Annotated in this window: 21 protein-coding genes; 6 read left to right on the plus strand and 15 right to left on the minus strand. The window is 63.4% G+C overall.

The window, feature by feature from the left end; all coding sequences use genetic code 11:
- Positions 1–63: 63 nt before the first annotated feature.
- A complete protein-coding gene (locus JFU57_RS11260) occupies positions 64–1,077 on the minus strand; it encodes a zinc-binding alcohol dehydrogenase family protein (protein WP_201129292.1) in 1,014 nt (337 codons plus the stop codon).
- 31 nt (positions 1,078–1,108) lie between these two features.
- Entirely contained in the window at positions 1,109–1,402 is a 294-nt protein-coding gene (locus JFU57_RS11265; protein ID WP_201129294.1) for a putative quinol monooxygenase, read from the minus strand.
- A 119-nt stretch (positions 1,403–1,521) separates the two neighbouring features.
- On the opposite strand from JFU57_RS11265, the gene JFU57_RS11270 reads away from it, so the two are divergent.
- Positions 1,522–2,451, plus strand: coding sequence for a LysR family transcriptional regulator (locus JFU57_RS11270; RefSeq protein ID WP_078469667.1), 930 nt, complete (start codon positions 1,522–1,524; stop codon positions 2,449–2,451).
- 107 nt (positions 2,452–2,558) lie between these two features.
- Positions 2,559–3,935, plus strand: coding sequence for an MFS transporter (locus JFU57_RS11275; protein WP_201129296.1), 1,377 nt, complete (start codon positions 2,559–2,561; stop codon positions 3,933–3,935).
- Positions 3,936–4,045: 110 nt separating this feature from the next.
- Here JFU57_RS11275 and JFU57_RS11280 read toward each other — a convergent pair whose 3' ends face one another.
- The 3 genes from JFU57_RS11280 to JFU57_RS11290 form a co-directional block, all read right to left on the minus strand.
- Positions 4,046–4,999: an adenosine deaminase gene (locus JFU57_RS11280; RefSeq protein WP_078469668.1), complete on the minus strand. Its 954-nt coding sequence runs from the start codon at positions 4,997–4,999 to the stop codon at positions 4,046–4,048.
- Between the two features lie 96 nt (positions 5,000–5,095).
- On the minus strand, positions 5,096–6,061 hold the full coding sequence (locus tag JFU57_RS11285) for a 2-oxoglutarate and iron-dependent oxygenase domain-containing protein (protein ID WP_201129298.1): 966 nt from the start codon (positions 6,059–6,061) through the stop codon (positions 5,096–5,098).
- A 158-nt stretch (positions 6,062–6,219) separates the two neighbouring features.
- On the minus strand, positions 6,220–7,302 hold the full coding sequence (locus tag JFU57_RS11290) for a BMP family ABC transporter substrate-binding protein (protein ID WP_078469699.1): 1,083 nt from the start codon (positions 7,300–7,302) through the stop codon (positions 6,220–6,222).
- Positions 7,303–7,614: 312 nt separating this feature from the next.
- Between JFU57_RS11290 and JFU57_RS11295 the strand changes: the two genes are divergently transcribed.
- Positions 7,615–8,703, plus strand: a complete 1,089-nt coding sequence (locus JFU57_RS11295; protein ID WP_078469670.1) for a calcium:proton antiporter — start codon at positions 7,615–7,617, stop codon at positions 8,701–8,703.
- Between the two features lie 47 nt (positions 8,704–8,750).
- On the opposite strand, the gene JFU57_RS11300 is transcribed toward JFU57_RS11295, so the two are convergent.
- The 3 genes from JFU57_RS11300 to JFU57_RS11310 form a co-directional block, all read right to left on the minus strand.
- Complete coding sequence (locus JFU57_RS11300; protein ID WP_201129300.1) at positions 8,751–10,109, minus strand: 8-oxoguanine deaminase; 1,359 nt, start codon at positions 10,107–10,109, stop codon at positions 8,751–8,753.
- Positions 10,110–10,288: 179 nt separating this feature from the next.
- A complete protein-coding gene (locus tag JFU57_RS11305; protein WP_201129302.1) occupies positions 10,289–10,975 on the minus strand; it encodes an SDR family oxidoreductase in 687 nt (228 codons plus the stop codon).
- Between the two features lie 25 nt (positions 10,976–11,000).
- The gene (locus JFU57_RS11310; protein ID WP_078469673.1) at positions 11,001–11,351 is read right to left on the minus strand and encodes a MerR family transcriptional regulator; all 351 of its coding nucleotides are present in this window, start codon (positions 11,349–11,351) and stop codon (positions 11,001–11,003) included.
- Positions 11,352–11,433: 82 nt separating this feature from the next.
- On the opposite strand from JFU57_RS11310, the gene JFU57_RS11315 reads away from it, so the two are divergent.
- On the plus strand, positions 11,434–11,868 hold the full coding sequence (locus tag JFU57_RS11315; RefSeq protein WP_078469674.1) for a hypothetical protein: 435 nt from the start codon (positions 11,434–11,436) through the stop codon (positions 11,866–11,868).
- A 43-nt stretch (positions 11,869–11,911) separates the two neighbouring features.
- Here JFU57_RS11315 and JFU57_RS11320 read toward each other — a convergent pair whose 3' ends face one another.
- The 7 genes from JFU57_RS11320 to JFU57_RS11350 all read right to left on the minus strand — a co-directional run bounded on the left by JFU57_RS11320 (position 11,912) and on the right by JFU57_RS11350 (position 19,863).
- Positions 11,912–12,838 carry an ABC transporter permease gene (locus JFU57_RS11320; protein WP_201129304.1) on the minus strand — a complete coding sequence of 309 codons (927 nt, stop codon included), beginning with the start codon at positions 12,836–12,838 and terminating at the stop codon, positions 11,912–11,914.
- Positions 12,838–13,944: an ABC transporter permease gene (locus tag JFU57_RS11325; protein WP_201129306.1), complete on the minus strand. Its 1,107-nt coding sequence runs from the start codon at positions 13,942–13,944 to the stop codon at positions 12,838–12,840. The genes JFU57_RS11320 and JFU57_RS11325 overlap by 1 nt, the downstream gene beginning before the upstream one ends.
- 11 nt (positions 13,945–13,955) lie before the next feature.
- Positions 13,956–15,521, minus strand: a complete 1,566-nt coding sequence (locus tag JFU57_RS11330; RefSeq protein WP_201129308.1) for an ABC transporter ATP-binding protein — start codon at positions 15,519–15,521, stop codon at positions 13,956–13,958.
- Positions 15,522–16,073: 552 nt separating this feature from the next.
- A complete protein-coding gene (locus JFU57_RS11335; RefSeq protein WP_078469678.1) occupies positions 16,074–16,655 on the minus strand; it encodes an IMPACT family protein in 582 nt (193 codons plus the stop codon).
- Between the two features lie 11 nt (positions 16,656–16,666).
- Positions 16,667–17,329: a TetR/AcrR family transcriptional regulator gene (locus JFU57_RS11340; RefSeq protein ID WP_201129310.1), complete on the minus strand. Its 663-nt coding sequence runs from the start codon at positions 17,327–17,329 to the stop codon at positions 16,667–16,669.
- 87 nt (positions 17,330–17,416) lie between these two features.
- Positions 17,417–18,811, minus strand: coding sequence for a uracil-xanthine permease family protein (locus tag JFU57_RS11345; RefSeq protein ID WP_201129311.1), 1,395 nt, complete (start codon positions 18,809–18,811; stop codon positions 17,417–17,419).
- A 131-nt stretch (positions 18,812–18,942) separates the two neighbouring features.
- A complete protein-coding gene (locus JFU57_RS11350) occupies positions 18,943–19,863 on the minus strand; it encodes a LysR family transcriptional regulator (RefSeq protein ID WP_020299385.1) in 921 nt (306 codons plus the stop codon).
- A gap of 125 nt (positions 19,864–19,988) precedes the next feature.
- Between JFU57_RS11350 and JFU57_RS11355 the strand changes: the two genes are divergently transcribed.
- Positions 19,989–21,338: an aspartate aminotransferase family protein gene (locus tag JFU57_RS11355; RefSeq protein ID WP_078469680.1), complete on the plus strand. Its 1,350-nt coding sequence runs from the start codon at positions 19,989–19,991 to the stop codon at positions 21,336–21,338.
- Positions 21,339–21,412: 74 nt separating this feature from the next.
- Positions 21,413–22,906 carry a CoA-acylating methylmalonate-semialdehyde dehydrogenase gene (locus tag JFU57_RS11360; RefSeq protein WP_078469681.1) on the plus strand — a complete coding sequence of 498 codons (1,494 nt, stop codon included), beginning with the start codon at positions 21,413–21,415 and terminating at the stop codon, positions 22,904–22,906.
- Positions 22,907–22,922 lie beyond the last annotated feature (16 nt).

The following is a 22,922-nucleotide window of genomic DNA, read 5'->3' on the forward strand; positions in this document are numbered from 1 at the left end:
ATGAGCATTTCGAAGCCATTTTAACGCCGCATGAGCTAAGCGCAGCAGATCGTGAGCAGTTTCTTAGAAGCCTTCGAGGACAATCTTGCCCTTGGCCGTGCCGCTTTCCAGCAGCGCATGGGCCCGCCGCAGGTTGGCCGCATTGATGGTGCCGAAGTGCTCGCCGACCGTGGTTTTCAAGGTGCCGGCGTCGATCAGCTCGGCGATGCGGTTGAGCAAGACATGCTGTTCTTGCATGTCTGGGGTTTCGAACAACGAACGGGTGTACATGAACTCCCAATGCAGCGACAGGCTCTTGCGCTTGAGCTTGGTCACGTCGAGGCTTTTCGGGTCGTCGATCAGCGCCAGCTTGCCTTGGGGGGCCAGGGCTTCCACCAATTGGTCCAGGTGCAGGTCGGTCTGGGTCAAGCTGGCGACGTGGGTCACGCTGGCCTGGCCGGCACGCTTGAGTTCTTCGCTCAGCGGCTGGCTGTGATCGATCACCAGGTCGGCCCCCAGGTCCTGGACCCAACGTTGGGTCTGCTCCCGTGATGCGGTGCCGATGACCTTGAGCCCCGTGAGCTGGCTGGCCAACTGCGTCAGGATCGAACCCACGCCACCGGCGGCGCCGACGATCAGCAGGCTCTGGCCCACGTCTTCGCGGCCTTCGCGGATCTGCAGGCGTTCAAACAGCAGCTCCCAGGCGGTGATCGCGGTCAGGGGCAGGGCCGCCGCTTCAGCAAAGCCCAGGGTCTTGGGCATATGGCCGACAATCCGTTCATCAACCACGTGCAACTCGCTGTTGCCGCCGGCACGGGCGATGGAGCCGGCGTAGAACACCTTGTCGCCGGCCTTGAACAGGCTGACTTCGCTGCCCACGGCCTTGACCACACCGGCCACGTCCCAGCCCAGGACCTTGGCCGCGCCACCTTCGGGCTGGGCGTTCTGGCGCACCTTGGTATCCACCGGGTTGACCGAGATGGCTTTGACTTCCACCAGCAGATCACGGGGGCCGGCGACGGGCTCGGGGAGTTCGATGTCCTGCAGGGACTTGGGGTCGTTGATCGGCAGGGCGTGGTAATAAGCGATGGCTTTCATGCTGGGTTCCTGATGAAGGGGGCGAAGAGGGTCAGATAATCAACTGCAGGCGCTTGAGCTCGAAGTGCTCGATCGCCTCGCGGGTCTGGGCAATGAAATGCTGGAAGTGCGCGGTGTTGTTGTGAAACTCCAGGGCCGCCTCATCGTCCCAGCGCTCCAGCACGTAGAAGGTATCGGGCTGCGCGGCGTCCTGGTGCAATTCGTAGTACTGGCAGCCGGCTTCGTCGCGGCTCGGTGGGACCAGGGCGCTGAGCTCGCGCTGCAGCCTGGCCTGTTGATCGGGCTTGGCAATCAGGGTGGCAATGGCGGTGAAGGACTGGGACATGTGGTGTTCCTGAAGTAGGTAGCTAGGCGATGGACAGATGATTGGCTATTTCTCTTGAAGATAAAACCGGCTAAAAGAGCAGGCTCTTTCAATATTTTTTTGATAATGCCGGGTGCAAGATGCTGCGATTCGACGACCTGCAATTGTTTGTACGCGCGGCCGACCTGGGCAGCCTGTCGGCCGCGGCGCGGGTCATGGACATGTCGGCGGCCGTGGCCAGCGCCGCCCTCAAGCGGATCGAACAGCAGTTGGGGGCGCGTTTGCTGGCGCGCTCGACTCGCAGCCTGCGCCTGACGGCCGAGGGCGAGGGGTTTCTCGAATATGCCCGTGCGGCCCTGAGCAACCTCGATGAAGGCCGGCGCCTGCTGGCCAGCGGCCAGGATCAGGTCAGCGGGATTTTGCAGTTGTCCGCACCCTCGGATTTCGGGCGCAATCTGCTGCTGCCCTGGCTCGACGAATTCCAGCGCGAGCACCCCAGGTTGACCCTGCGCCTGCTGCTGGGGGACCGCATCGCTGATCTGTTTCGCCAGCCGGTGGACATCGCCCTGCGCTACGGCGAGCCCGAAGACTCAAGCCTGGTGGCGCTGCCGGTCGCTCCGCAGAATCGCCGGGTGCTGTGCGCCGCCCCCGGCTACCTGGCCAGGCATGGCGAGCCGCGCCAGCTGGAGCAACTGGCGCAGCACAACTGCCTGCTTTATATGCTCGGCAGCCGAGTCCACGACCACTGGAGTTTCCATGACGGCAAGCGCGAAGTGGGCCTGACCGTCAACGGCGACCGCTTCAGTGACGATGCCGATGTGGTGCGCCTGTGGGCGGTGGCCGGGGCGGGGATTGCCTACAAGTCCTGGCTCGATGTGGCCGCCGACGTGCTGGCCGGGCGCCTGAAAGTGCTGATGCCGGAACTGCTCTGCGAGCGTGCGCCGCTGAACCTGTTGTGCGCTCACCGCGCGCAGTTGAGCAAACCGGTCAATCTGCTGCGCGAAATGCTCCAGTCGCGCTGCGCCGCAATTTCCGCCCACTACCCCGCCGGCAGCGCTTTGGATCAATGATTACAGGGCCCGCGCGTCGTTCTCGGACGCAGCCGAGTCGCATCCAGCAATAGCCGCCAGCCTCGATCGCGCACACTCGATTGCAGACCATCAATCGGGGGCAGGCTATGAATATTCAGGGGTACAGCGCCGCAGAGCGACTGGAACGGTTGCCCATCAGTGGCTATCACCGGGTTATTTTCATCATCATTGCCCTGGCGTTTTTCTTCGACTCCATGGACCTGGCGATGATGACGTTCCTCCTGGGCTCGATCAAAACCGAGTTCGGCCTGAGTTCGGCCCAGGCCGGGCTGCTCGCCAGTTCGAGCTTTTTCGGCATGGTGGTCGGGGCGTCCCTGTCGGGAATGCTCGCCGACCGCTTCGGCCGCAAGCCGGTGTTCCAGTGGAGCATCGTGCTCTGGGGGATTGCCAGCTTCCTGTGCTCCACGGCGCAGACCGTCGAGGGCCTGACGCTGTTTCGCATCCTGCTGGGGATCGGCATGGGCATGGAATTTCCAATCGCTCAATCGATGCTGTCGGAGATGATTCCGGCCAAGCGCCGCGGGCGTTACATCGCGTTGATGGACGGGTTCTGGCCCCTGGGGTTTGTTGCCGCCGGGGTGCTGTCGTACTTCCTGCTGCCGTTGATTGGCTGGCGCGATATCTTCCTGGTGCTGGCGATACCGGCGGTGTTTGTGCTGGTGATCCGCTTTTTTATTCCCGAGTCGCCGCGCTGGCTGGAGCAGGCCGGGCGACACGCCGATGCGGACCGGGTGCTGTGCGCCATCGAGGACAAAGTCCGCGCGTCGTTGCAGCGTGTCGACTTGCCCGAGCCGATTGCCTTGCCACGGGTTGCAAGTACGCCGGGCACGTTCTTTTCGGCGTTGCGCGAGATCTGGTCGCCGCTCTATCGCCAGCGCACGATGATGATCTGGAGTGTGTGGTTCTTCGCCCTGCTCGGGTTTTACGGGCTCACGTCCTGGCTTAGCGCGTTGCTGCAACAGTCGGGGTTTGCGGTCACGCAGTCGGTGTATTACACGGTGCTGATTTCCCTGGGCGGGATTCCCGGATTCTTGATGGCGGCCTGGCTGGTGGAGCGCTGGGGGCGCAAGCCGGTGTGCATCGTCACCCTGTTGGGCGGCGGGGTGATGGCATTTCTCTACGGGCAGAGCGCGGTGTTTGGCGGCAACGTCAGCCTGCTGATCGGCTCCGGGCTGTTGATGCAGTTTTTCCTGTTCGGCATGTGGGCGGTGCTCTACACCTACACCCCTGAGCTGTACCCGACATCGGCGCGGGCCACCGGCTCCGGGTTTGCTTCGGCGATCGGGCGGGTGGGCTCGTTGCTCGGGCCGTTGGTGACCGGGCTGGTGTTCCCGATCACCGGACAGGGCGGGGTGTTCGCCCTGGGTGCACTGTGCTTCGCGATTGCCGCGGCGGTGGTCTGGCTGTTCGGCACGGAAACCCGCGGCAAAACCCTCGAGGAGTTGAGCGAAGCCACGGTGTAGCCGCTGCCGGCAGGCTGCGCTGGCCACACCAGACACCGCCCACTCACCTGACACCCCTGGCCGATCTCCCGGGCCCGCGCAGCCTCGCGGGCTCGGCAGCGGCGACAGACTTACGGTTTGACCAGGCGCGCGTCGAGGCTGTTCTGGGCCAGGCGTTTGGCCTGGTCCTGGGTCATGCCGAGGTGGGTGTGCAGGGCGTGGAAGTTTTCGGTGACGTAGCCGCCGAAGTAGGCCGGGTCGTCCGAGTTCACCGTGACCTTCACCCCACGCTCGAGCATGTCGAGGATGTTGTGCTGGGACATGTGGTCGAACACGCAGAGCTTGGTGTTGGACAGCGGGCACACGGTCAGCGGGATCTGCTCGTCGATGATCCGCTGCATCAAACGCTCGTCTTCGATGGCGCGCACGCCATGGTCGATGCGCTGGATTTTCAGCAGGTCGATGGCTTCCCAGATGTATTCGGGTGGTCCTTCTTCGCCGGCGTGGGCCACCGTCAGAAAGCCTTCGTGACGCGCCCGGTCGAACACGCGCTGGAACTTGCTCGGCGGGTGACCCATTTCCGAACTGTCCAGGCCCACGGCGACAAAGGCGTCACGGAAGGGTAGCGCCTGGTCCAGGGTTTTCTGCGCTTCGTCTTCGCTCAAATGGCGCAGGAAGCTCAGGATCAGGCCGCTGGTGATACCCAGTTGCTGTTCGCCATCTTTCAACGCAGCGGCGATGCCGTTGAGCACCACTTCAAACGGCACGCCACGGTCGGTGTGGGTCTGCGGGTCGAAGAAGGGCTCGGTGTGAATCACGTTCTGGGCTTTGCAGCGCAGCAGGTAGGCCCAGGTCAGGTCGTAGAAATCCTGGGAGGTGCGCAGCACGTCCGCGCCCTGGTAATACAGGTCGAGAAACTCTTGCAGGTTGTTGAAGGCGTAGGCCTTGCGCAAGGTTTCGACGTCGCTCCACGGCAGGGCGATCTTGTTGCGTTCGGCCAAGGCGAACAGCAGCTCGGGCTCCAGCGAACCTTCAAGGTGCAAATGCAGCTCGGCCTTGGGCAGGGCGTTTAGCCAGTCGTACATGGTTCAGTCTCATCAGGTGCAGTCGGGTGCTGCGAAAAGCTCGCCATTCTACAGGCGCCCGCTGAAATATTCGGTAAAACCTGACCAAGCGGTTGCTCAGGCGCCTTCCAGCTCACGCCGGTAAGCATAGGTGTCGGCAAAGCGCGAGAGCAGGAATTCGGCGCAACTGGTGGCGGGGTATTTTGCTGGCTGTTCGGCGCTCTGGCAGCCGGGCAGGCACTCGATGCGGGTGTCGGGATGGGGCTCGGCGAAGAACGGCATCGAATAGCGATCGACTCCCAGCGGGCTGATGACCCGGTGCGGCGTCGACAGGTAACGGTCGTTGCTCCAGCGCGCCATCATGTCCCCCAGGTTGACCACGAACGTGCCCTCGATCGGCGGTGCATCGATCCACTGGCCCCGGACATTGCGCACTTGCAGGCCACCGGCGGCGTCCTGGTAGAGCAGGGTGATGCAACCGTAGTCGGTGTGCGCGCCGGCGCCTTGCTGCTCCTCGGAGCTGGCGGTGTGACGCGGCGGGTAGTGGATCATCCGCAGCACACTCACCGGCTGTTCGAAGCGGCTGTCGAAGAAGTCGCGGTCGATGCCCAGGGCCAGGGTCATGGCCCGCAGCAGGGTCTGGGCCAGGGCCTGCATATCCTGGTAGTGGCGTTCCATCAGGGTTTCCCAACCAGGCAGGTCCGGGTGACGGTTGGGCCCGCGCAGGGGTTTGTCCGCCAATACCTCCGGGTGATCGGCCGGCAGGTGCAGGCCCATGTCGAAGGTTTCCTTCAAGTCGCTGGGTTTGCTCGGGTCCAGTTGCTCGGTGGCGATGGCGCCGTAGCCGCGGTGATGACGGGTCTGGGTGATGTCGATCTTGAGCTTTTCGGCGGCGGGCAAGGCGAAGAATTGCCGGGCGCTGTCCAGCAGGTGTTCGATGCGCTGGGCGCTGATCGGGTGGCCCTTGATGTAGAAGAAGCCCCACTCGCGGCAGGCCTGGTCGATCTGTTGCGCAACGCTGTGCCAGCCTTGGGGATGATCCTGGTAGAGCGGGCTGATATCGATGACGGGCAGTTGGTTCATAAGAGGATCTGCTCCTTATTGTTCGCGATAACTGTAGCCGCTGCCGAGGCTGCGCTGGCCCTCCCATACGCCTGCACTGTCGGGAACATCCGCAGTGCCTTGAGGCCAGCGTCCAAACGCTGCAAGAGCCTGCGGCAGCGGCTACAGGTTCAGAGGGGTTATTTCGGGATATCGGCTTTCATGCCTTCGACGTAGTAGTTCATCGAGGCCAGTTCGGCGTTGCTGGCGCTGACGCCAGGGCCCAGTTTTTCGACGCCGGCCTGGTCCTTGATCGGGCCGGTGAAGGGGTGGAAGGCGCCGCTCTTGATGTCGGCGATGATCTGTTCGGCTTCGGTTTTGACCGGGGCCGGCACCAGGTCGCTGATGGGCAGTTCAACCGTGCCTTCCTTCAGGCCGCCCCAGTAGTCCTGCGGTTTCCAGCTGTGGTCGAGCACGCCCTGGGTGGCCTGGATGTAATGCGGGCCCCAGTTGTTGACGATGGAGGTCAGCACGGCCTTGGGCCCGAAGTGCGCCATGTCCGAGGCATAACCCACGGCGTACACGCCACGACGTTCGGCAGCCTGGATCGGTGCCGGGCTGTCGGTGTGTTGGAAGATCACGTCGGCGCCCTGGTCGATCAGGGCATTGGCGGCGTCGGCTTCCTTGCCCGGGTCGAACCAGGAGTTGACCCACACCACCTTGATCTCGGTGCCCGGGTTGTATTTGTTCAGGGCCAACTGGATGGCGTTGATGTCGCGAATCACCTCCGGAATCGGGAAGGAGGCGACGTAGCCAATCTTCTTGGTCTTGGTCATCTTCGCCGCCAGGAAGCCACCGACGTAGCGCCCCTCATAGGTGCGCGCAAGGTAGGTGCCCAGGTTCTTGTCCTGCTTGTAGCCGGTGGCGTGTTCGAAGGTGACCTTGGGGAACTGCTTGGCAACCTTCAGCGTCGGGTTCATATAGCCGAAGGACGTGGTGAAGATCAGGTCGTACTTGTCCTTGGCCATATTGCGGATCACCCGCTCGGCATCAGCGCCCTCGGCGACGTTTTCCACGTAGTTGGTCTTGATCTGGTCGCCGAACTTTTCCACCAGCGCCTTGCGGCCCTGTTCATGCTGATAGGTCCAGCCGTGGTCGCCGATCGGGCCGATGTAGACGAAGCCGACTTTCAACGGATCGGCCGCGCTGGCACTCAGGCCGGTACTCAGGCCGATGGCCGCGGTCAGGGCGCACAGCAGCTTTTTCAACGGACGTTTATGCATGAATTCGAACTCCATTTTGTTGTGGGGAGGGCTGGGCTTTCAGGCTCTGACAGCCCAATGCAAATAGCTGACCAACAAGACAACAAAACGCCCGGGGCAGGTTTTACCTGGGCTGAAGGCCCTGGCACGGTGGTTCGACTGGTGGAAGATGAGGGGCGTGAAGGTGGCCCGAACAGCCCCGGGAGCCAACCCGGTGCGCTGGCCGCCCGGCATGCCAACCCCTGGTGCACTAAGGTGTAACGAAACGTTAGTGACTCGCAGCAGTCTGTAGCTCATCTCCTGTCTTTGTTTCGAATTGTGTAAAGGACTGCAATGCTCACGTCACTCAAGCAAGAAACCTTCCTGTTGCTGGCGCTGGTCGCCGCGCTGGTGGCCTATCCCCTGGAGCATGTATTGCTCAACAGCGGCCAGGGCGTGGCGCTGGGGTCCGGGTTGGTGCTGATCGGCTTTATCGTCGCCGCCTCGATGCGCGTGGCGCACCATGCCGAGCTGCTGGCGGAAAAAGTCGGCGACCCCTACGGCACCATGATCCTGACCCTGGCTGCGGTGCTGGTGGAAGTGGTGATCCTGGCGATCATGATGAGCAACGAGGCCTCGCCGACCCTGGTGCGCGACACCATCTACTCGGCGGTGATGCTCGACATCAACGGCATTCTCGGCCTGGCCGCGCTGATGGGCGGGATCAAGCACGGCGAGCAGTCGTACAACGATGATTCGGCGCGCACCTACAGCGTGATGATCCTCACCGCCATGGGCGTGTCGATGGTGGTGCCGGAGTTCATTCCCGAGTCTGACTGGAAGGTCTACTCGGCCTTCACCATCGGCGCGATGGTGGTGCTCTACACGTTGTTCCTGCGGATGCAGGTCGGGCCCCACAGTTACTTCTTCAGCTACAGCTACCCGCAGAAGCGCCGGGCCAAGGACCCGTCCGAGCAGGCGCCGGCGATCAACCTCGGGCTGAGCATCGGCATCCTGGTCTTTGGCGTGGTGGTGATCGGCGCGTTGGCCGAGGTGATGTCCAAGCCTCTCGACCTGGGGCTGGAAGGCACGGGGGCGCCGCCGGTGATCACGGCGATCCTGGTGGCGGCGATTTCCGCTGCGCCGGAGATCCTCACCGCATTGCGCGCCGCGTTGGCCAACCGCATGCAGTCGGTGGTCAACATCGCCCTGGGAGCCTCGCTGTCGACGGTGATTCTCACGGTGCCGGTGATGGAAGCCATGGCGCTGTACACCGGCCAGCCGTTCCAGATGGCCATGACCCCGGTGCAGACCGTGATGATTTTCATCACCCTGATCGTCAGCGCGATCAACCTCAATGACGGTGAAACCAACGCCATCGAGGGCATGACTCACTTCGTGCTGTTTGCCACTTTCATCATGTTGTCGCTGCTGGGGCTGTAGCCCTTTCGCGGACCCGCCGCTTGCAGCGGGTCGGCGAAAGCCGGCGATCAGCTGCCGGCAATCAACTGCCGGGCCGCCTGGCTGTGATCGGCGATCAGGCCTTTCAGGTCGAGGCCCTCGACCTGGCCATCGACCACCCGCCACTGACCGCCGACCATTACCCGGTCCGCCCGATCAGCGCCGCACAACAGCAGCGCCGACAACGGATCGTGGCTGCCGGAAAAGCGCAGTTCATCGAGCTTGAACAGGGCCAGGTCAGCCTGTTTGCCCACCGCCAGTTCCCCGATATCACTGCGCCCCAGCAGTTGCGCCGAGCCACGGGTAGCCCAGCCCAGGACCAATTCAGGGGTGATCTTCTCGGCGCCATAACGCAAGCGTTGCAGGTACAGGGCCTGGCGGGTTTCGAGGATCATGTTCGAGGCGTCGTTGGACGCCGAGCCATCCACCCCCAGGCCCACGGGGGCGCCGGCGGCGATCAGGTCCAGGGTTGGGGCGATGCCCGAAGCCAGGCGCATGTTGGAACTCGGGCAATGGCAGATGCCGGTGCCGGCGGCGCCGAGGCGGGCGATTTCATCGGGGTTGAAATGGATGCCATGGGCCAGCCAGGTGCGGGGGCCGAGCCAGCCGACGCTGTCCAGGTAGTCCACGGTACGCAGGCCGAAGCGTTGCAGGCAGAAGTCTTCTTCATCCAGGGTTTCCGCCAGGTGCGTGTGCAGGCGCACATCCAACTGTTCAGCCAATTTGGCGCTGGCGCTCATGATTTCCGGCGTCACCGAGAACGGCGAGCAGGGCGCGAGGGCGATCTGCACCTGCGCCCCGGCTCCGCGCTCGTGGTACTGCGCGATCAGGCGCTGGCTGTCATCGAGAATCACCTGCCCCTGTTGCACCGTCTGCTGTGGCGGCAGGCCACCATCGGCTTCGCCCAGGCTCATGGAGCCGCGTGTCAGCATGGCGCGCATGCCCAACTCACGGACGCTTTCGACCTGCACGTCGATGGCGTTTTCCAGGCCCTCGGGAAACAGGTAATGGTGGTCCGCCGCCGTCGTGCAGCCCGACAGCAGCAGCTCGGCCAGGGCGACCTTGGTGGCCAGGGCCAGCTTCTGTGGAGTCAGTCGGGCCCAGACCGGGTACAGGGTTTTCAACCAGGGAAACAGCGGCTGGTTGACCACCGGCGCCCAGGCGCGGGTCAGGGTTTGATAGAAATGATGGTGAGTGTTGATCAGCCCGGGCAGCAGCACATGCTCGCGGGCGTCGAAGACCTGCGCGCAGGGCGCGGACGGTTGCTGTCCGGCGCCGAGCACTTCGACGATCAGGCCGTCTTGCAGCACCAGGCCGCCACGGGCGTCGAGGGCATTGCCGGTGAAAATGGCGAGGGGGTTTTTTAACCAGGTACGGGTCGCAGGCATGGTGGCCGGCTCCTCTGAAAGTGGGTTCAGGTTAGCCAGCTCAGTGTTTTCCTGTCTGCTGATCCAGGTTCGTCGCGGGGACGAGGTGCGCAGTCTAGCGAAAGATCGAGCGCTCGACAAAACTTCTCGGCGGCGCCTTGCAGCCGCAGCCAGAGGCCACGGCTACAGCGGCTCTCGGCTTACCAGGGAATGGTTTCGCCCTTGTAGTTCACGAAGTGGTGCCCACCCTTGCCGGTGTAGGCATTGACCTGGGCGATCAGGCCTCGGGTGCTGGTTTCCACGTCGATGTCGGCGCCTTCGCCGCCCATATCGGTTTTCACCCAACCCGGGTGCAACGACAGCACGGTGAGCTTCTGCGAGCCAAGCTGGCTGACGAAACTGTTGGTCATGGAGTTGAGCGCCGCCTTGCTCGCCTTGTACAACGCCAGGTCCGGCGCGTCGGGCATGGTCACGCTGCCCAGTACCGAACTCATGAACGCCAGTACGCCGCTGCCATCGCGAATCTGCCCGGCAAAGCGCTGGGCGAGGTTGATCGGGGCCACGGCATTGGTGAAGAACAATTGGCCGACTTCGGCCAGGGTCGCCTTGCCCGGCGTCTGGTCATCCGGGCCCTTGACCCCGGCGTTGACGAACAGCAGGTCGAACACCTGGTCCTTGAGCTTCTGGTTCAGGGCGATCACGGCCTGCTGGTCATCCATGTCCAACTGTTCGATGCGCACCGCGCCCAGCGCCTGCAAGGCCTCGGCCTTGTTCGGGTTGCGCACGGTGGCGGTGACCTGCCAGCCATCTTCCAGCAGGCTCTGGACCAGGCCCAGGCCGAGGCCGCGGGAGGCGCCGATGATCAGGGCGTGTTTAGGCGTAGACATGAGTGGCTTCCTTGATAAATGAATGTCACGGATTCAATGGACAGCTTTGCCCGAGCCTTTGTTGCAGCTCCTGGCGCAGCTCGCCCAGTTCATTGATGCGGGTTTCGATCAGGGTCAGTTTGTCTCGCAGCAGTTGGCTGACGGCGCTGTCGGGGTCGGCCGCTTGCCACAGTGCGCCGACGCTGCTGCCGATCTCGCCCAGGCTAAAGCCCAGGCGCTGGGCGGTCTTGATGTAGAGCACCAGTTGCACCATTTCCGCCGGGTAGTGCCGGTAACCGTTGGCGCTGCGTTGTGCGGCGATCAGCCCGCGTTCTTCATAGAAACGCAGGGTGTCGCGGCTGACGTCGCAGGCTTGGGCGAGTTCGCCGATGCGCATGGGGATCGCTCAAGAGGGCTTGACCTTGGAGCATACTCCAGGCTTTAGCCTGCGCGCTCCTTGAATATTCGGAGCGAGTTTTATGTGGACTGCACAGCATTACCGGACACTGGTCCGCGCCAGCGGTTGGTACGACCTGCTGGTGACCGTGGCGTTTGTCACCCCCTGGAGTTTCCTGGCCCTGCACGGGCTGCTGCAAGGGCTGGCCCAGAGCTTGAACCTGCCCGGTGAATTACCGGCGTTCGAACCCGCTCATCTGTTGATGGCCAACCTGATGGGGTCGATTGTCTGCGTGTGGTCAGTGCTGCGTATCCGCGATCCGCAGCAAGCGTTCGGCCGTTATGACGCGGTGGGGCGCATCCTGTTCGCCACCTGGCAGATCTACGCCATCGCCCACGGCGCCACGGCGCTGTTGTGGGGCATTGTGTTTTTCGAACTGGCCTGGTGCATCGCGCAACTGCTGCCGGTGCAATCTAGCGAGGGAACGGGCTTCCGCTCGCCTGCGCAGCAGGCGTAAACCCTGATCCCCCAGGCTCCTGAGCTGAACGCCGTGCCCGGCTTCAATGCCCCGCCTGCCACGGCTGCCCCAGTGACACTGGGGCATACAGCCGGGTGCGCAATGCATCCCGCGACAACAGCACCAGGACCACGATGGTCGCCACATACGGCAGCATCGCCAGCAGGTTCGACGGGATCGCCAGCCCCAGCCCCTGGGCCACCAGGTGCAGGATGCTGGCGAGACCGAACAGGTAGGCGCCGAGCAGCAGGCGCCAGACCCGCCAACTGGCGAACACCACCAGGGCCAGGGCGATCCAGCCACGCCCGGCGCTCATGTTCTCGGCCCACATCGGTGTATAGGCCAACGACAGATAGGCCCCGGCCAGCCCGGCCATGGCCCCGCCAAACAGCACCGCCAGGGTACGTACCCACAGCACTGGCAGGCCCATGGCACTGGCGGCATCGGGGTTTTCGCCCACCGCCTGGATGATCAGGCCGATCCGGCTTTTGAGAATGACCCAGGCCACCAGGGCAAACAGGGCGAATGACAGGTAGACCAACAGGTCCTGGGCGAACAGCATGCGCCCGATCAACGGGATCTCGCTGAGCAGCGGGATCGCCAGGGGCTCGAAACCGGCCAGGGGCTTGCCGACCCAGGCCGCGCCGACAAAGCTCGACAGGCCCACGCCAAAGATGGTCAGGGCCAGGCCGGTGGCCACCTGGTTGGCATTGAACACCAGCGCCACCAGGGCAAACAGCGCCGACAGCAGCATCCCGGCGAGCATCGCCAGCAGCACCCCGAGCCACAGGTTGCCGCTGCTCAGGGCGACGATAAAACCGATCACCGCGCCGAACAGCATCATGCCTTCCTGGCCCAGGTTGAGGACGCCGCTTTTCTCGCAGATCAGTTCGCCCAGGGCCACCAGCAGCAACGGCGTGCCGCAACGGACCATGGCGTAGAAAATATTGCTCAGCAGATCGATATCCATCACAGGGCTCCTGCGTGCACGGAAGAGGTGGCGGCGCGGCGGGCCCAGCGCAGGTTCAGGCGTGGCCGATAGAGAATCAGCACATCACTGGCCAGCAGAAAGAACAGCATCATGCCCTGGAACAATTGGGTGATGGCCTGGGGCAGGTTGAGGCTCATTTGCGCGCTTTCGCCGCCGATGTACAGCAGGGCCATCAGCAGGCTGGAGAACAGAATGCCGATCGGGTTCAAGCGCCCGAGAAAGGCCACGGTGATCGCCGCATAGCCGTAACCCGGGGATACCTGCGGCACCAGTTGGCCGATCGGCCCGGTGACCTCGCAGACCCCGGCCAGCCCCGCAAGCCCGCCGCTGATCAACAGCGCGAGCCAGATCAGGCGCTTCTCGCGAAAGCCGACAAAGCCGGCAGCGCGCGGGTCCAGGCCGAGCACCTTGATCTGAAATCCGACAAAGCTCTTTTGCAGCAGCACCCAGACCGCCACCAGGGCCAGCAGGGCGAAATACACCCCGGCGTGGACCCGGCCATCGTCGAGCAGCAGCGGCAGGCGGCTGGCGTCGCCGAACATCGCCGATTGCGGGAAGTTGAACCCTTCCGGGTCCTTGAGCGGGCCGTGGACGAAGTACAGCAAAAGGTTGAGGGCGATGTAGTTGAGCATGATGCTGGTGAGGATTTCATTGGCGTTGAAGCGCGTGCGCAGCCAGGCCGTGAGCCCGGCCCAGGCGGCGCCGGCCAGGGTCCCGGTGAGCAGGATCAGCACCAGCGCCCAGCGGCTTTGCATATCGATGATGTTCACCGCCAGGGCACTGCCGGCCAGGGCGCCGAGCAGCAGTTGGCCTTCGGCGCCGATGTTCCAGATCCGCGCCCGGTAGGCCACGGCCAGGCCCAGGGCGCAGAGCAGAATCGGCAAGGCCTTGACCAGCAATTCCGAGACGCCGTAGAGGTCGCTGATGGGGGCGATCAACAGCGTGTGCAGGGTCAGCAGCGGGTCATGGCCCAGGGCAATAAATAGCAGCGAGCCGCAGCTCAGGGTCAAGGCCGCCGCCAGCAGCGGCGAGCACCAGAGCATCAGGCGCGATTGCTGGCCACGGGGTTCGAGAGAAAGCAGCATGGGAAACTCCGTCAAAGCGCCGGGGCGGTTGGGTGGCAGGGTGCGTCGAACTGGCCGGCCATCCAGCCGCCCACTTCCACCAAGGTGGTGTCGCCGGTGGCTTTGAGCGCCGACAGGCGGCCGCTGCACAGGGCGCCGAGGCGGTCGCTGATCTGGAACAGTTCATCGAGGTCTTCGGAGATCACCAGGATCGCCGCCCCCGCATCGCGCAGGGCAATCAGCGCGCGGTGGATGGTGGCGGCGGCGCCGACGTCGACGCCCCAGGTCGGGTGCGCGGCAATCAGCAGCCGGGGTTGCTGGAGAATTTCCCGGCCCAGGATGAATTTCTGCAGATTGCCCCCCGACAGGCTGCGCGCCGGGGTCTGGGCGTCGGGTGTTTTGACCCCGAAACGCTGGATGATCTGCTGGGCCAGGGCTTGCACCTTGTCGCGCTGGATCAGGCCATGGCTGACCAGGCCTTGCTGGAAGGCGGTCAGCAGGGCGTTGTCCGCCAGGCTCAATTCCGGCACCGCACCATGGCCCAGGCGCTCGGCGGGGACGAATGCCAGGCCCAGGGCGCGGCGCGCATCGGGCCGCAAGTGGGCCACGGCGTGCTCGGCAAAGCAGATGCGCTGGCTGTCCGCGCGGGGCAGTGTCTGTTCGCCGCTGAGCAACGCCAGCAGTTCGTCCTGGCCATTGCCCGCGACCCCGGCAATGCCGACGATTTCACCGCTGCGCACCTCCAGGTCCAGGCCTTGCAACGAGCAGCCGAACGGGTCGGGGTTGTGCCACGCAAGGTTCTGCACCCGCAGGAAGGCCGGGCCACCGATGACTTTCGGGTAGTGGGCGAGCAATCCCGCGGCCTCGCCGACCATCAACTGCGCCAGTTGCTGGTCCGAGCAGTCGGCCGGCACGCAATGCCCGGCCACCCGTCCGCCGCGCAGCACCGTGGCGCTGTGGCACAGGGCACGGACCTCGCCGAGTTTGTGGCTGATAAACAAAATGCTGCAGCCTTCGCTGGCCAGGCGGCGCAAGGTCACGAACAACTCGTCGGCCTCCTGCGGGGTCAGGACCGAGGTCGGCTCGTCGAGAATCAACAGGCGGATGTCCTGCATCAGGCAACGAATGATCTCCACCCGCTGGCGTTCACCCATCGACAGGCTGTGCACCAGACGGTCCGGTTCCAGGGCCATGCCATAGCGCTGCGAGACTTCGCGGATCTTCGGTTCCAGCGCTTTCGGCGTACCCGCCTTGGCACCCATGGCCAGGGCAATGTTCTGCGCCACGCTGAGGGTTTCGAACAGCGAGAAATGCTGGAACACCATGCCGATCCCCAGGCTCCGTGCCTGGGCCGGGTTGCGCATGAGCTGGCGTTGTCCTTGCCACAGCAGTTCTCCGGAGTCGGCCTGGGTCACGCCGTAGATGATCTTCATCAGGGTGCTTTTACCGGCGCCGTTTTCACCCAGCAGGGCGTGGATTTCACCGGGCTGGATGCTCAGGTCGATGGCGTCGTTGGCCAGACAACCGGGGTAGCGCTTGCTGATTCGGCGCAGTTGCAGGCGAGGCGTTGGATCAGGGACGGGCACGGGGTTTGGCATGACGGACTCGGGTCGCTTGGCGTTATGCCTGTGGATAAAGCAATTTCCTGGCCAGTGAGTCAGGAAACCGCCAAAAAGCGCAGCGGGCTGCGGCTGCGTGCACCTTGGCGGGATTTATTGCAGGCCGCGGCGGCACCACTTCGGGGCAAGTGGCTGAAAAAGGCGGCGAGGCGCGAAAATTTTCCTGATCAAAAAACAGTCAGGCGTCTGCGAGCCAGGAGGGATATGGGGTTGGCGCAGCGTTGCACGGGTTATCCACAGCTTGCTCCACAGTATTTGTGTGCAAGCGCTGCGCGCGGGCATAAGCGTCGAGGGGCTTTGTTCCAAAGGCGATAAACCGGCCTAAGCCGCTGTTTTGCTGTGGAAAAAAGCGTATCAGTTGCGGATTGGACAAAAACTGAACAACCGCCGCAAAGCCACGTTACAGAAGGGTTACAGCCGGATGTGCCCAGTTTATCCACAGCCGGGTGCACAGCAGATGTGGGCAAGTTCGGAGCGGCGCAAAAGGTTGTGCACAGGTGGGCGAGGCGGTGCCGGGCCGTCTTGGTGCAATCAGCGCTGCAAGAGGATGCGTCCGCGGCTCAAATCCGCCAGTTGGTTTTGCAGGGTGTCGAGTTGCGCCTCGCCCAGTGCCAGTTGCAATTCCACGCCATTGGCGGTGAAGTTTTCGGCGACCACCAGGCCACCCAGTTCCGCAACCCGCAGCTTGACCAGTGCCAGCTCGCTGAACGCGCAGGCGCAGTGCACCGGCACGCGCTTGATCAGCTCGATGCGTTCGGCGCCTTGCAGGCACTTGTTGGCGCCCCCGCCGTAGGCCCGGGCCAGGCCGCCGGTGCCGAGCTGGATACCGCCGTACCAGCGGATCACCAGCACCGCCACCTGATCACAATCCTGGGCCTCGATGGCCGCCAGGATCGGCCGCCCCGCGGTGCCGCCGGGTTCGCCGTCGTCACTGCTGCGGTACTGGTCGGCCAGCTTCCAGGCCCAGCAGTTGTGGGAGGCATTGAGGTCGCTGTGTTGTTCGATAAAGGCCTGGGCCTGGGCCGCGCTGGTGATGGGCGCGGCGAGGGCAATGAAGCGGCTTTTGCGAATCTCTTCGCGGTACTCGCAAAGGCCGGCAAGGGTAAAGGGCATGCGCAGGTTTCTTAGATGACGGGCTTGAGGCCGCAGCCTTTGAGGATGATGCGGATCAGGTTGTTGCCGGCGTCTTCCATGTCTTGCTTGGTCAGCTTGCTGCGTCCGGTGACGCGGCATATCTGGGTGGCGAAGTCGGCGTAGTGCTGGGTGCTGCCCCACAGCAGGAAAATCAGGTGCACCGGGTCCACCGGGTCCATCTTGCTGGCGTCGATCCAGGCCTGGAACACCGCGGCACGGCCCTGGAACCAGGCGCGATAGTCCTGGCTGAAATATTCGCTCAGGCATTCGCCGCCGCTGATGATTTCCATGGCGAAGATCCGCGAGGCCTGGGGTTGGCGACGCGAGAATTCCATCTTGGCGCGGATGTAGCGGGTCAGGGCTTCGGTGGGATCGTCATCGGCGTTCAGGGCGTTGAAGGTGCTGTCCCACAACTCGATGATGTTGCTCAGCACGGCGATGTACAGGCCAAGCTTGTTGGTGAAGTAGTAATGCAGATTCGCCTTGGGCAGCCCGGCATTCTGGGCAATGGTGTTCATGCTGGTGCCTTTGAAACCATGACGGGCGAACTCGTCTTCGGCGGCCTTGATGATCGCCTCTTCGTTCTTTTGACGAATGCGGCTGGCGGGTTTTCCGGAGTGAGCACCGGCGTGGGCAGGGACTTCAAGGGTCATAGGCATTTCCGAGCGGGTCTGTGGGTGCAACCAGTGCGTTGATAGCGCACCCACAGGCATCAGACAAGCCTTATGGCCATAAAAGCCTTAAAGCGGTTCCAGGGTGTCGCGTTCCAGGAGCGGTTTTGCGTCACTGGCATCGTGGGAGGTTTCCGGCAGCAGCAGGCACATGATCAGCGCAGTCAGGCCGCCGCTGGTGATCGCCGAGTCGAACAGGTTTTGCACCAGCTTGGGCAGCAGGTGCAGCAGGTTGGGCTGCGCGGCGATGCCCAGGCCCACGCCGAACGAGGTGGCGATGATCAGCATGCTGCGCCGGTCCAGCGGCGCCTGGGCCAGGATGCGCACACCAGCGGCGGCCACGCTGCCGAACATCACCAGGGTTGCGCCGCCCAGCACCGGCTTGGGAATCTGCTGCAACACCGCGCCAATCAGCGGGAACAACCCCAGGCAGAACAGCACCAGGCCGATGTACAGGCCGACGTAGCGGCTGGCCACGCCGGTCAACTGGATCACCCCGTTGTTCTGGGCAAAGGTGGTGTTGGGAAAGGCACTGAAGGTGGCGGCGATCATGCAACTGACGCCATCCCCCAGGACCCCGCCCTTGAGCCTGCTTATATAAGAAGGGCCGCTGATGGGCTGGCGGGCGAGCATGCAGTTGGCCGTGAGGTCGCCCACGGTTTCGATGGTGCTGATGAGGTAGATCAGGGCCACCGGCAGAAAGGCGCTCCAGTCGAAATTGAACCCGAACTTGAACGGGATCGGCAGGCTTACCAGCGGCAGGTCGGGCAGGGGCTGGGGCACCAGCTTGCCGCTGAACCAGGCCGCCACGCAGCCCAGGGCCAGGCCGATGATGATGGCTGAAAGGCGGATCCACGGGGTATTGGAGCGGTTGAGCAGGATGATGGTCAGCAGCACGAACAGGCCCAGTGCCAGGTTGCCCGGCGCGCCGAAGTCTGCGGCATTGAAGCCGCCTCCCAGGTCAGTGATGCCGACCTTGATCAGGCTGATGCCGATCAGGGTGATGACGATGCCGGTCACCAGCGGGGTGATCACCCGGCGCAGCTGGCCGATAAAACGGCTGAGCACGATCTGCACCAGTGCGCCGAAAAAGCACACGCCGAAGATCATCGCCAGGATGTCTTCCGGGCTGCCACCGCGCTGTTTGACCAGAAACCCGGCCGAAAGCACGGCGCCAAGGAAGGCGAAGCTGGTGCCTTGCAGGCAGATCATCCCGGCACCGATGCCGAACGGACGGCGCGCCTGGATAAAGGTCCCGACCCCGGACACCATCAGCGCCATGCTGATCAGGTAGGGCAGGTGGGCCGTCAGGCCCAGTGCCGAGCCGATCACCAGCGGCGGAGTGATGATGCCGACAAAACTCGCCAGCACATGCTGCAACGCGGCAAGCAGGGCGGCCACGGGTTTGGGGCGATCATCGAGGCCGTAGATCAGATCGTTGGGGGTGGACGATTGTTCTTGCATGGGCATGGAACTCTGGGCTGACGGTTCAAGGTCTCCATGCCCTGCAAAAAGCTGTCCAGGTGCTCAGGTTATTTTTTCGTATGGCTGCCGGTGCCCAATGGATACGGGTTTTGCGTGGGGGCTAATGATCTTCAGCGAGTGGCCGCCAGGCTCTCGAGAAAGCTTTCAAGCACCAGATGGGGGCGTCGGCCCTTGCGCGTGACCGATGCCAGGCTCAGGTCATAGAAGCGCGAAGCGGGCTTGAGCGCACGCAGCCGCCCCTGTTGCACCCAGAGTTGGGCGTAATGGTCCGGCAGGTAGCCAATGTAACGCCCGGTGAGAATCAGGAACGCCATGCCTTCGCGGTCCGACGCGCTGGCGGTGCAATTGAGTGCCTGGTAATGGGCCTGGATCTCCCCCGGCAGGCGGAAGGTCGGGGCGATGGCGTCCTGATCGTTGAGGCGCGCATCCTCGAGCTTTTTATCGTCGACATAAAACAGCGGATGGCCGACCGCGCAGTAGAGCAGCGAACGCTCGCTGTACAGCGGCTGGTATTCGAGACCGGACAAGGCGCTGGCCTGGGGCACCACGCCGACGTGCAGGCGGCCGTCGAGTACGCCCTGCTCGACTTCGTTGGGGGCGATCATGCGGATCTGGATCTGCACGTCGGGCCCGCGCTCCTTCAACTGCGCCAGGGCGTGGGTGATGCGCATGTGGGGCAGGGTCACCAGGTTATCGGTCAGGCCGATGATCAATTCACCGCGCAGGTGGCGGTGCAGGCCGTTGACCTCGGTGCGGAAACTTTCCAGGGCACTCAACAGTTGCAAGGCCGACTGATAGACCTCGCGGCCCTCTTCGGTCAGCGAGAACCCCGCGCGTCCGCGTTGACACAGGCGCAGGCCGAGGCGTTGCTCCAGATCGCTCATCTGCTGGCTGATGGCCGAGCGCCCGATCCCGAGTACGGTCTCTGCCGCAGAGAATCCGCCACATTCGACCACGCTGCGAAAGATCCGCAGCAGGCGGATATCAAAGTCGCTGACCTGGGCCAGCGGATCGGCTCGACGGCTGCTCATAGTTTAGTAAAGGCCTGACTGAAGGTTATAAAAGTTGGATTTCACAGACTTTATAGCCGTGGCAACTTAGCTGCAACAACGCTTTTGGCTTCCTACGCCGCTTATTGCCCCGCGAGGTTTTGCTCATGAACATGCCTGAAAACGCTCCAGCTTCCCTGGCCAGCCAGCTCAAGCTCGATGCTCACTGGATGCCGTACACCGCCAACCGCAACTTCCAGCGCGACCCACGGCTGATCGTTGCCGCAGAGGGCAGCTACCTGATCGACGACAAGGGGCGCAAGGTTTACGACTCGCTGTCCGGTCTGTGGACCTGCGGCGCTGGCCACACGCGCAAGGAAATCCAGGAAGCCGTTTCCAAGCAACTGGGCACCCTCGACTACTCGCCGGGCTTCCAGTACGGCCACCCGCTGTCGTTCCAGTTGGCCGAGAAAATCACCGACCTGACTCCGGGCAACCTGAACCACGTGTTCTTCACCGACTCGGGCTCGGAATGTGCCGATACCGCAGTGAAGATGGTGCGTGCCTACTGGCGCCTGAAAGGCCAGTCGACCAAGACCAAGATGATCGGCCGCGCCCGTGGCTATCACGGGGTGAACATCGCCGGTACCAGCCTCGGTGGGGTCAACGGCAACCGCAAGCTGTTCGGCCAGTCGATGATGGACGTCGACCACCTGCCGCACACCCTGTTGGCCAGCAACGCGTTTTCCCGTGGCATGCCGGAGCAGGGCGGCATCGCCCTGGCCGATGAGCTGCTGAAATTGATCGAACTGCACGACGCCTCGAATATCGCGGCAGTCTTCGTCGAGCCGATGGCCGGTTCCGCCGGTGTCCTGGTGCCGCCACAGGGTTACCTCAAGCGCCTGCGTGAGATCTGTGATCAGCACAGCATCCTGCTGGTGTTCGACGAAGTGATCACCGGCTTCGGTCGTACCGGCTCGATGTTCGGCGCCGACAGCTTCGGCGTGACCCCGGACCTGATGTGCATCGCCAAGCAAGTCACCAACGGCGCGATCCCGATGGGCGCAGTGATTGCCAGCTCCGAGATCTACCAGACCTTCATGAACCAGGCGACGCCCGAGTACGCGGTGGAATTCCCCCACGGCTATACCTATTCGGCTCACCCGGTGGCCTGCGCGGCCGGCCTGGCGGCACTCGATCTGCTGCAGAAGGAAAACCTGGTGCAGAGCGTGGCCGAGGTTGCGCCGCATTTCGAGAATGCCCTGCACGGCATCAAGGGCTCGAAAAACGTGATCGACATTCGCAACTACGGCCTGGCCGGTGCGATCCAGATCGCCCCGCGCGATGGCGATGCGATTGTCCGTCCATTCGAAGCCGGCATGGCCCTGTGGAAGGCCGGGTTCTACGTGCGCTTTGGCGGCGACACCCTGCAGTTCGGCCCAACCTTCAACAGCAAGCCGCAGGACCTGGATCGCCTGTTCGACGCGGTCGGCGAAGTGCTGAACAAGATCGACTGATTCGCCCTTCTATATAGAACACTGATCAGGCGCGCAGCGATGGGCGCCTGTGGACAACTTTTCAGGAGCCCTGCATGAGCCTTATCCAGCATTTGATCAACGGCGAACTGGTGACCGACAACGGTCGCAGCGCTGATGTCTTCAACCCGTCCACCGGCCAAGTGATCCACCAGGTGCCGCTGGCCAGCCGTGAAACCATGCAAGTCGCCATCGACTCGGCCAAGGCTGCGTTCCCGGCCTGGCGCAACACGCCACCGGCCAAACGCGCCCAGGTGATGTTCCGTTTCAAGCAACTGCTGGAGCAGAACGAGGCGCGGATCTCCCAACTGATCAGCGAAGAGCACGGCAAGACCCTGGAAGACGCCGCCGGTGAACTGAAGCGCGGTATCGAGAACGTCGAGTACGCGTGCTCGGCTCCGGAAATTCTCAAGGGCGAGTACAGCCGTAACGTCGGCCCGAACATCGATGCCTGGTCCGACTTCCAGCCTCTGGGCGTGGTGGCCGGTATCACCCCGTTCAACTTTCCGGCCATGGTGCCGCTGTGGATGTACCCGCTGGCGATCGTCTGCGGCAACTGCTTCATCCTCAAACCCTCGGAGCGTGACCCAAGCTCGACGCTGCTGATCGCCCAGCTGCTGCTGGAAGCCGGCTTGCCTAAAGGTGTGCTGAGTGTGGTGCACGGCGACAAGGGCGCAGTGGATGCGCTGATCGAGGCGCCGGAAGTCAAAGCGTTGAGTTTCGTCGGTTCGACGCCGATTGCCGAGTACATCTATTCCGAAGCCACCAAGCGCGGCAAACGCGTTCAGGCGCTGGGCGGGGCGAAGAACCATGCGGTGCTGATGCCGGATGCCGACCTGGATAACGCAGTAAGTGCGCTGATGGGCGCGGCTTATGGTTCCTGCGGTGAGCGCTGCATGGCGATCTCCGTGGCCGTGTGTGTCGGCGACCAGGTGGCGGACGCCCTGATTGCCAAGCTGGTGCCGCAGATCAAGGCGCTGAAAATCGGTGCCGGCACTTCGTGTGGCCTGGACATGGGGCCCCTGGTCTCCGCCCAGGCGCGGGACAAGGTCAGTGGCTATATAGAAGACGGCGTATCGTCGGGCGCCAAACTGGTGGTCGATGGTCGTGGCCTGAGTGTGGCGGGTAACGAAGACGGATTCTTCCTGGGTGGCTGCCTGTTTGACCGGGTGACCCCGCAGATGCGCATCTATAAAGAAGAGATCTTCGGCCCGGTACTGTGCGTGGTCCGGGTCAACAGCCTGGAAGACGCCATGCAACTGATCAACGATCACGAGTATGGCAACGGCACGTGCATCTTCACCCGCGACGGTGAAGCGGCGCGCCTGTTCTGCGATGAGATCGAAGTGGGCATGGTGGGTGTCAACGTACCGCTGCCGGTGCCGGTGGCCTACCACAGCTTTGGCGGCTGGAAGCGTTCGCTGTTCGGTGACCTGCATGCCTATGGCCCGGATGGTGTGCGCTTCTATACCCGTCGCAAGGCCATTACCCAGCGCTGGCCGCAACGCGCGAGCCACGAAGCCTCGCAATTCGCCTTCCCTAGCTTGTAAGTAGAAAGGTAAAAGG

This window comes from Pseudomonas sp. TH07 (genome assembly GCF_016651285.1).
Classification (GTDB): Bacteria; Pseudomonadota; Gammaproteobacteria; order Pseudomonadales; family Pseudomonadaceae; genus Aquipseudomonas.